General features: G+C 64.8%; 8 protein-coding genes and 2 pseudogenes. 3 read left to right on the forward strand and 7 right to left on the reverse strand.

All coding sequences use genetic code 11. The annotated features are described in order from the left end of the window. Together ABNS06_RS17930 and ABNS06_RS17935 are read left to right on the forward strand one after the other, a co-directional pair. Positions 1-630, forward strand: a 630-nt coding sequence (locus tag ABNS06_RS17930; RefSeq protein WP_348675978.1) for a D-Ala-D-Ala carboxypeptidase family metallohydrolase, incomplete at its 5' end; no start/stop codon positions are given. Between the two features lie 19 nt (positions 631-649). Beyond that, positions 650-2344 carry a L,D-transpeptidase family protein gene (locus ABNS06_RS17935; protein WP_348675979.1) on the forward strand — a complete coding sequence of 565 codons (1695 nt, stop codon included), beginning with the start codon at positions 650-652 and terminating at the stop codon, positions 2342-2344. A gap of 52 nt (positions 2345-2396) precedes the next feature. Here the strand turns inward: ABNS06_RS17935 and htpG are convergent, their stop codons facing one another. After that, positions 2397-4304, reverse strand: a complete 1908-nt coding sequence (htpG, locus tag ABNS06_RS17940; RefSeq protein WP_348675980.1) for a molecular chaperone HtpG — start codon at positions 4302-4304, stop codon at positions 2397-2399. 321 nt (positions 4305-4625) lie between these two features. Between htpG and ABNS06_RS17945 the strand changes: the two genes are divergently transcribed. Continuing rightward, positions 4626-5855, forward strand: a complete 1230-nt coding sequence (locus tag ABNS06_RS17945; protein ID WP_348675981.1) for a cache domain-containing protein — start codon at positions 4626-4628, stop codon at positions 5853-5855. A gap of 122 nt (positions 5856-5977) precedes the next feature. Here ABNS06_RS17945 and rplS read toward each other — a convergent pair whose 3' ends face one another. The 6 genes and pseudogenes from rplS to ABNS06_RS17975 all read right to left on the reverse strand — a co-directional run. Further along, a complete protein-coding gene (gene rplS / locus ABNS06_RS17950; protein WP_348675985.1) occupies positions 5978-6334 on the reverse strand; it encodes a 50S ribosomal protein L19 in 357 nt (118 codons plus the stop codon). Between the two features lie 12 nt (positions 6335-6346). Continuing rightward, positions 6347-7093: a tRNA (guanosine(37)-N1)-methyltransferase TrmD gene (gene trmD, locus ABNS06_RS17955; RefSeq protein ID WP_348675982.1), complete on the reverse strand. Its 747-nt coding sequence runs from the start codon at positions 7091-7093 to the stop codon at positions 6347-6349. Continuing rightward, positions 7093-7596, reverse strand: coding sequence for a ribosome maturation factor RimM (gene rimM / locus ABNS06_RS17960; protein ID WP_348675983.1), 504 nt, complete (start codon positions 7594-7596; stop codon positions 7093-7095). The genes trmD and rimM overlap by 1 nt, the downstream gene beginning before the upstream one ends. 105 nt (positions 7597-7701) lie before the next feature. After that, a pseudogene (gene rpsP, locus ABNS06_RS17965) lies at positions 7702-7941 on the reverse strand (30S ribosomal protein S16); the annotation flags it as partial. Positions 7942-8069: 128 nt separating this feature from the next. Then, positions 8070-9431: a signal recognition particle protein gene (gene ffh, locus ABNS06_RS17970; RefSeq protein ID WP_348675984.1), complete on the reverse strand. Its 1362-nt coding sequence runs from the start codon at positions 9429-9431 to the stop codon at positions 8070-8072. Between the two features lie 42 nt (positions 9432-9473). Then, positions 9474-9685 (reverse strand): annotated as a pseudogene (locus ABNS06_RS17975) (3',5'-cyclic-nucleotide phosphodiesterase); the annotation flags it as partial.

Genomic DNA, 9685 nt, shown 5'->3' on the forward strand with positions numbered 1-9685 from the left:
ATGATGACCATCAACGCCTTCGTGATGACGCCCGCCGACGACGTCGCCAATGGCCAGCTCAACGGCTATCGTCTTGGCGACTACCCACGGCGGAAGCTGCGCGGTCAGTCGATCTACGAACCGCCCGCGGGCTTCGTCGAGGTCAACGCCACCAATCGCCAGACCCGCATCTCGCCGCATTTCACGCTCGGCGAGTTCGTCGCCAAGCAGCGTTCGGACTATCCCAAGTACGTCGCCCTGCGCGAACGGCTGCTGCTCAAGCTGGAGATGATCGTGGAACAACTGGCCGAGGCCGGCTATCAGGCCTCCGGCCTGCACATCATGAGCGGGTTCCGAACCCCTTGGTACAACGCGTCGATCGGCAACGTGCCCTATAGCCGGCATGTCTGGGGGGGCGCCGCAGACATCTTCGTCGACGAGGCGCCAAAGGACGGTGTCATGGACGACCTGAACGGGGACGGTCGCGTCGATGTCGCCGACGCACGCGTGATCTACGACCTGATCGAGCGCCTGTCCGGCGAGCGCTGGTACCAGCCATTCACCGGCGGCATGGGGTTGTACGGACCCAAACCAGGTGTACGCGGACCGTTCGTCCATGTTGACGTTCGCGGCTCCCGGGCGCGCTGGTGACATGCCAAAGGGAGTATTGATGGCGACATCGCGAAATCTGCGCCGTGCCTGTCCGGTGATGGTCATGCTGACCCTGCTCCTCGGCCTGACCGGTTGCGGGCGGGACGCCTCCGAGCTCCAGGCCTTCGAAACCGCCCTGGACTCGGCAATCGGCGCGGACGACACCGCGGCGCGGGACTACTACACATCGCGCGGCTTCAAGCCGGTCTGGATCAAGCTGGACACGTCGCTGTTCGGACAGGCCGGGGCCTCGAGCGCACTGGACACGTTGATCGAAGCGCTGGATGCCGCCGAGACGCATGGACTCAGCGGCGACAACTATGCGCGGGACGCGCTGCACGCGGCTCGCGAAGCGCCACCGGACAAGATGGACGGTGCCGCAGCCTTCGAGTGGCAGGCGATGCAGGCCTATCTGGAATACGCCCACGACTTCGCCCGGGGCCGGTATTCGCAGGCCTCCGCGGACAACGCGTGGTTCATCCCCAAGCCAGCCTTCGATCGCGAAACGCAACTCCAGCGGCTGGACAAGCTGGGCGTCGCGGATTCCCTGGAAACCCTGTTGCCACAAACGGCCGAGTACCGGCGATTGCGAGACGCCCGGGCGGACATGGTGGACATCGTCGATGCCGGAGGCTGGCCGACGGTGGACGCACAGGGGCTGATCCGCCCCGGCGGGCACCACGAAAGCATTCCGGACCTGCGCCGCCGGCTGACCATCTCCGGGGAGCTGGCCACGGCCGAACCGCAGGGCCAGGCAGTGGACGACCCGACGCTTTACGACCCGGCCACGGCCGCCGCGTTCACCGAATTCCAGCGCCGGCACGGCATCGAGGACGACGGCATCGTCGGTCAGCAAGCGCGACTGATGCTGAACTACCCGGCGAAAAAGCGTCTGGAGCAGATCGACGCCAACCTGGAACGGCTGCGCTGGCTACCGCGCGATCTCGCCAATGACCGGATCATGGTCAACATCGCCGCTTACTGGCTGGTCGCCTACCGCGACGGCGAGGACCCGCTGAACATGCCGGTCATCGTCGGCGAGGAACAGAACCAGACGCCGGCCTTCAACGACCAGTTGCAGTTCCTGGAGATCAACCCGCACTGGACGGTCCCGAATTCGATCATCGTTGGAGAGATGGCCGCGAAGGCCGCCGAAGACCCGGACTATTTCAAGGACCGGAACATGATCGTCCAGGCGGACTGGCCGCTGGACTCGGAAGTGCTGGACCCGGGAGACATCGACTGGGAGGCCTACGCGAACCCCGACGCCGACTTCCCTCACGTGGTTCGTCAGCTGCCGGGACCGGACAACGCGCTGGGACGCATCAAGTTCATGTTTCCCAACAAGTTTTCGATCTACCTGCACGACACGCCGGCCCGCCATCTGTTCGAGAAGGCGGACCGGACCTTCAGCCACGGCTGCATCCGCGTCGGTGACCCGATCGGTCTGGCCGGCTTTGTGCTGAAAAACACCGAGGGCTGGGATGCCGAGCGCGTACGAGAGACGATCGGCGATCGGGAACCCACACGCGTGGACCTCGCCACCGCCGACCAGCTACCGGTTTACATCTACTACAGCACCGCCTGGGTGGATGAGGACGGCGTGCTGTACTTTCGCCCGGACCGCTACCAGCGCGATGCCAGCCTGATGCTGACGCTGCGCCCGGCGCGCCCGCCGGTGACCGACGCGGCCCCGACGAACCAGAAGATCTGAATACGCGGCACCGGCCTGCGTGTCACGCGGCCGGTGCCGGTTGGTATTGACGTCAGGCGGCGCCCTGCGAACTGGCGTCGTTCGACGCCGCCGCGTCGCGGAACACCCAGCGGTTCAGCCGCTTGACGAAGGCTGCCGGGTCGGTGAGCTGGCTGCCTTCGGCGAGCACGGCCTGCTCGTAGAGCATCCGCGCCAGATCGTCAAAGTCCTCGTCCGCGCTCAGCCCCTTGAGGTGCTCCAGGACCGGATGCGACGGGTTCACTTCGAGGATGGGCTTGCTGCCGGGCACGCCCGCCTCGCCAGCCTGCTTGAGCAACTGCTCCAGATGCCTCGACATCGCGTGCTCGCCGACGACCAGACAGGCCGGTGACTCGGTCAGGCGCTGCGACAGCCGCACCGATTCCACATCGTCGTCCAGCGACTTGCCCAGACGCTCGATCGTGTCCTTGTAAAGCGTCTCCAGCCGCGCCTGCTCCGCTTCCTCGTTCGGGTCGGCGACCACCGACTTGAGATCGGCCTCGCCGCGCGCGACGGACACGAGCTGCTTGTCCTTGTACTCGGTCAGATGCCCGACCACCCTCTCGTCCACGCGGTCGGTCAGCAGCAGCACCTCGACGTTCTTCTTGGCGAAGCCCTCGATGTGCGGACTGGACTTGGCTGTCGCCAGCGTCTCGGCGGTCAGGTAGTAGATCTTGTCCTGGCCTTCCGGCATCCGCTCGATGTACTCGTCCAGCGTGGTCAGATCGTCGCCGTGGGTGCTGTGCCAGCGCGCCAGCCCGGCGATGCGCTCCTGCTGCGTCTGGTCCTCGACAATCCCTTCCTTGATCACCGCGCCGAAGGTCTTCCAGAACTCCAGGAAGGTCTCGGCATCGTCCTTCGCCAGCGACTCGATCAGGTCCAGCGAGCGCTTGGTGATCGCGGCGCGCAGCTTGTCGACCACGCGGCTGGACTGCAGCAACTCGCGGGAGACGTTCAGCGGCAGGTCATTGGAATCGACGATGCCGCGAACGAAGCGCAGCCAGGTCGGCAGCAGCTGCTTGGCGTCGTCCATGATGAACACGCGCTTTACGTACAGCTTGAGGCCGTGATTGGACTCGCGGTCCCAGAGGTCGAACGGCGCGCGCTTGGGCAGGTAGATCAGCGACGTGTAGTCCTGATTCCCCTCGACGCGGTTGTGGGCCCAGCGCAGCGGGTCCTCGAAATCGTGGGCGACGGTCTTGTAGAACTCGGTGTATTCCTCGTCGGAGATCTCCGACTTGGGCCGCGTCCACAGCGCCGAGGCGGTGTTGACGGTCTCCCACTCGTCCGTGGGCTTGCCCTCGTCATCGGCCTTGCGCATCAGCACCGGCAGGGCGATGTGGTCGGAATAGCGCTTGACGATGTGCCGCAACCGCATCGGCTCCAGGAATTCGTCCTGGTCCTCGCGCAGGTGCAGGACGATTTCCGTGCCGCGCGGACGGCTGTCGATCTCCGCCAGCGTGTAGCGGCCCTCACCGTCGGAGGTCCAGCGCACGGCCTCGTCGCTGCCGGCACGGCGGGTGTTCACGGTCACGCGGTCGGCGACGATGAAGGCGGAATAGAAACCGACGCCAAACTGACCGATCAGCCCGGAATCCTTCTGCTCGTCACCGGAGAGCTTCTCCAGGAAGCTGCGGGTGCCGGAACGGGCAATGGTGCCGAGGTTCTCGATGACCTCGTCGCGGCTCATGCCGATGCCGTTGTCGCGGATGGTCACGGTACGCTGCTCGCGATCGGCCTCGATCTCGATACGCAGCTCGGGATCGTCGGCCAGCAACGCGTCGTCGGTCAGCGCTTCGTAACGCAGCTTGTCCGCGGCATCCGATGCGTTGGAGACCAATTCCCGCAGGAAGATCTCCGGATTCGAATAAAGCGAATGGATCATCAGGTGAAGCAGCTGCTTCACCTCGGTCTGGAATTCGAAGGATTGTGTGTCGGTCATGCCTGCCTCCCGGAAGTCGAGACCGAAATAAGGGTGGTCCGCCGGAATTCAAGTCAGGAGCTGGAGGTCAGCGTCGCGCTGGATGCACTTTCGCCGAAACGGACTTGGATTTGTGGCGGAGGTGGACAAAAGCGTCTTCAACAGTCCTGACACCGAGACCAGCGGTACTGACGGACGCGGGGGCGCTTCGTCGGCGGCGCTTGTTCGTTTCCACGCGTGCTCGAAATCGGACGATGCATCGAGGTTTTTCGCGCTCAACATTCGCCCCGCGTGGCCGATATGCAGCCTCGACAATCATGTGCAGTGTGAGGAACCACGCCAATGAAAATCCGTACCCGTGCCGGCTTGACTACCGGATTTGCCGTCGTGGTGACACTGCTCGCCGGTGGCGCCGTGATCTGGGGCGTCCTGGATGCACAGATGGAGCGTGCCGAAATGGCCGCCTCCGAACAGGCCGAAGCGGTCCTGTCGGCAATTGAGAGCGACATCCAACGCGCAGCCTCCGAAATCAAGACCTGGTCAGCCGTCTCCGACGTCACCGGTGTCGCCGAGCGAGCGGCCACTCTGCCCAACCAGACCGTTCTGGGCCAGTGGGAATCACAGCGCTATCTGCAATCCGACTCCGCAAAATTTCTGCGCAACCTGAGCCTGCTCAGCAACCGGCGCTTCAAGGAGATCTTCTTCACCGACGCGCGGGGATTCGTCGTCGCATCGACCAACCCGACCAGCGATTTCGACCAGGGTCCAGCCGAGGATCCACCGCACGGTGAACCCTGGTGGCGTGATGCCAAGGCCAATGGCTTCAACATCGGCGAATTGGAATACGACCAGAGCTCGACGTTCTACTCCATTGATATCTCGGTGTCGCTGGCCAGTGAAAAAGCCTTTGTCGGCGTGCTCAAGGCGGTCTATGGAACCGACATGATGCTGGAGATTCTCAACAACGCCACGGCCGGCCACGGCGGACATGTCCTGCTCGTCAATGCCGATGGTGATGTCGTTCTGGCACCGTCCAAGCTGAGTGCGACGGTCGGCAATGCCGCGATGAACGCCGCTTCGCTACGTGCCTTTGATGCCGAGGGGACGTCCACGATTGAAAGCGTTCCCTGGGACGGGTTGTCGCTGGTCACCCGCGTCACGGCACCGGCGCGCACCTACGTAAACACCGCCGGCTGGTCCGCCGTGGCCGTGGTGCCGATGGAGCGAGCCCTGCTACCAGCGGCTGCACATCAACGCCTGGGCCTCATCGCGGCCGCCGCGCTGGTGGCGGTACTGCTGGCCTGGATCGCGGCCACCTGGCTGCTGGGGGGCCAGCTCGGCCATCGCCTGGAGGAGATCGCACAAGCCGCCTTGCGCGTGCGCCAAGGACGGGCGGACGTGAAGATTCCGCATCAGGATGCCGGAGGTGAACTCGGCCTGCTGGCGAAGGTTACCCAGCACATGGCTGCACGGCTGAAGCAGTACGATGCCGCATACGCGCGCCAGCGCCGTCGGTTGCAAGCCACCCGTAACGCCGCCAACGATCAGCTCGGATCACGCCGCCGGGCCTGATTCCACGCGCTTCCCGGGACCACGCACGCAACAACGCCCGGCTGGACGAACCAGTCGGGCGTTGTTGTTGACGATGTTGGGAGCGCGGACGATGGGTGCACCGCCCGCGCCGAATCAACCGCCTAGCTGCGCTTGGCCAGCTTTTCCTTGATGCGCGCGCTCTTGCCGCTGCGCTCACGCAGGAAGTACAGCTTGGCGCGGCGGACATCACCGCGACGCTTGACCTCAATGCCGGCGACCAGCGGGCTGTGGGTCTGGAACACGCGCTCCACACCTTCGCCATGGCTGATCTTGCGCACGGTGAACGCCGAGTCGAGGCCGCGGTTGCGCTTGGCGATGACCACGCCCTCGAAGGCCTGCAGACGCTCGCGATCGCCTTCCTTCACCCGGACCTGGACGACAACGGTGTCGCCCGGGCCGAACTCGGGGACATCCGACTTGAGCTGTTCCTGGTTCAATTCATCAATGATGTTGGTCATGGCCATGCTGCCTCACGTGTTGTTCCCGGACTGCTCGGCCACGAATTCGGCCAGCAAGCCCTGTTGTTCATCATCCAGTGTCAAAGCCTGAAACAGATCAGGCCGTCGTAACCACGTCTGCCCCAGGGCCTGCTTCAGGCGCCACCGCGCAATCGCGCTGTGATCGCCGCCGAGCAGGACCTCGGGCACCGCGCCCCAGGCATCCTCCGCCGGGCGCGTGTAATGCGGATGGTCCAGCAGACCATTCGCAAACGAATCCTGTGCCGCCGATGCGCCGTGGCCCAGCACCCCGGGCAACAACCGCGCAACGGCATCAATGAGCACCATCGCCGGCAACTCGCCGCCCGACAGCACCACATCGCCAATCGACACTTCCAGGTCGACCGCCTCGTCAATCACGCGCTGATCCACGCCCTCGTAACGGCCGCAGATCAGCACCAGGCCCGGTTCCCGAGCCAGTCGACGCGCCATCGCGTCGGTGAGCCGCTCACCCTGCGGGCTCAGGTACAGAACCTTGCCCGTCGGCTGCGCCGCCCGTGCCTGGTTCAGCACCGCGCGCATCGGCTCCGGTCGCAGCACCATGCCGGGACCACCACCGTAGGAACGATCATCCACCGTGCGGCGGCGGTCGGTCGCGCCATCGCGCAACTGCCGGCAGGTCAGCTCCAGTTCGCCCAGCGCAATCGCCTGGCGCACCATCCCGTGCCGACCCACGGCATCGACCAGTTCCGGAAACAGGGTGATGACGTCGATGCGCATCACACGAAATCCGGGTCCCAGTCGACCACCACGCGACGAGCCGTCAGGTCCACGTCATGGACCACGTGCTCCCGCACGAACGGAATCAACCGTTCCTCGTCACCGCGCACCACCATCACATCGTTGGCACCGGTTTCCATCATGTTGACGACCTCGCCCAGCGGGCGGCCATCCGTTGTCTCCACCGCCAGACCAACCAGGTCCGCCCAGTAGAGTTCGTCGGTTTTCGGCAGCGCCGACCGGGGAACGCAGATGCGCGCGCCGATCAGTGCCGCCGCCTGGTCGCGGTCGGTCAATGGTCGTCCATGCTCGGCGAGCTGAACCACCATCCTCTTGCCGACCCATCCGCCGTTGAGCACCTTCACTTCGCGGCGCTCATCCAGCTGCCAGCGTTTGTAGTCGAAGATGTTGTCGAGCGGATCGGTGTACGAGCGGATCGTCAGTCCGCCCCGGACGCCATGGACGCCGATGATCTCGCCCAGGACGACCCACTGCTCCGCCAAGGATCAGCTGTCCTTGGCGGCTTCCTCGGCAGGTGCTTCCGCCGGAGCAGCAGCCTCCGCGGGCGCGGCGGCTTCGACGGCCGGAGCCGCGTCGGCAGGACCGCTGCGCTTGTATTCGCGCACCAGCGAGGCGACGCGCTCGGAGACCTGTGCCCCCTTGGCCTGCCACTCGCTGATCTTGTCCAGATCCAGCAGCAGCGGGGTTTCCTTGCCGCGGGCAACCGGGTTGAAGTAACCGAGACGTTCGATGTAGCGACCATCACGGCTGTTGCGGCTGTCGGTGGCGACAACGTGGTAGAAGGGACGCTTCTTGGCGCCGCCTCGGGCAAGTCGAATCTTGACCATGGTAAATCCTGGAAAAACTACGAATCCGCGCGGCGCAGGCCGCGAAAAGGCCGCGTATTGTAGCGGGATCGGCTGGAAAGTGAAGCGTTTTTGCGATATTCGCGCGGGATCGCTCCCGGCCGCCGGGATCAACCGGGCGGAAAGCCCGGGGGCCTGCGCCCACCCATCTGGCGCATCAGCTTCTGCATGCCGCCGCCGGAGAACTTTTTCATCATCTTCTGCGTCTGCGTGAACTGCTTGAGCAGACGGTTGACGTCCTGGACCTGGGTGCCGGAACCCGCCGCGATGCGCTTCTTCCGCGAGGCCTTGATCACCGCGGGAAACCGCCGTTCCTGTGGTGTCATCGAATTGATGATGGCGATGGTCCGACCGATCTGCCTGTCGTCGATCTGCGAGGCCGCGTTCGCCGGCAGCTGCCCCATCCCGGGGAGCTTGTCGAGCAGCCCGGCCATGCCGCCCATGTCTTGCATCTGCGCCATCTGGTCGCGGAAATCCTCCAGATCGAAGCCCTTGCCCTTCTGCAGTTTCTTGGCTAGCTTCTCGGCCTTCTTGCGATCGATCTTCTGTTCGGCCTCCTCGATCAGGGACAGAACATCGCCCATGCCGAGAATGCGCGAGGCCACGCGATCGGGGTGAAACGGCTCCAGCGCTTCCAGCTTTTCGCCGACACCGAGGAACTTGATCGGTCGGCCGGTGACATGACGCACCGACAGCGCCGCACCGCCTCGCGAGTCGCCGTCGACCTTGGTCAGCACGACACCGGTCAGCGGCAGCGCATCGCCAAAGGCCTTGGCGGTGTTGGCGGCGTCCTGACCCGTCATCGCGTCCACGACGAACAGGGTCTCGGCCGGGTTCACCGCGGCGTGCAGGGCCTGGATCTCGTCCATCATCGCCTGATCGATACCCAGCCGGCCGGCGGTGTCGACGATCAGCACGTCCTTGAATTCCTTGCGCGCCCGTTCCAGCGCCCGGCGGGCGATCTCGACGGGCTTTTCGCCACCATCGCTGGGATAGAAGTCGGCGTTGACCTGACCGGCCACGGTTTCCAGCTGGCCGATGGCCGCGGGGCGGTATACGTCACAGGACGTCACCGCGACGGACTTCTTGCGTCGCTCGATCAGATGCCGGGCGAGCTTGCCGGTGGTGGTGGTCTTGCCCGAACCCTGCAGGCCGGCCATCAGGATCACCGCCGGAGGCTGCGCGCGCAGTTCCAGGTCGACGTTTTCCTCGCCGAGCACGCGAACCAGTTCGCCCTGGACGATCTTCACCAGCGCCTGGCCCGGAGTCAGGCTTTCCATGACCTCGGCACCGACCGCGCGCTCGCGGATGCCGTCGATGAAGTCCTTGACCACCGGCAGCGCCACATCGGCTTCCAGCAGGGCCATGCGCACTTCGCGCAGGGTCTGCTTGATGTTGTCTTCGGTCAGGCGGCCCTGACCACGCAGCTGGGTGATCGTGCGATTGAGCCGATCGGTCAGATTCTCAAACATGAACGCAATTCGGTTGGCGGGGGCTCCGGTCGGGAGCCGACATCAGAGCGAAATGATGTCACCCCGTTGCAGAAAACGCACGGACCAGCCCTTGAGCAGGTCGGGCAACTCGGCCTGGATCCGAGCCTCGAAACCGGGCTTGTTGTGGGTAATGAGCAGCTCGGGCCGATGCTTGAGCTTGACCAGATCGGCCGCCAGCGTCGCCGAGGTGTAATGACGGGTGATGGCGCCAATCTCCTCCTCGCTGGCCGGAA

This window comes from uncultured Abyssibacter sp. (assembly GCF_964000955.1).
Lineage (GTDB): Bacteria > Pseudomonadota > Gammaproteobacteria > Nevskiales > OUC007 > Abyssibacter.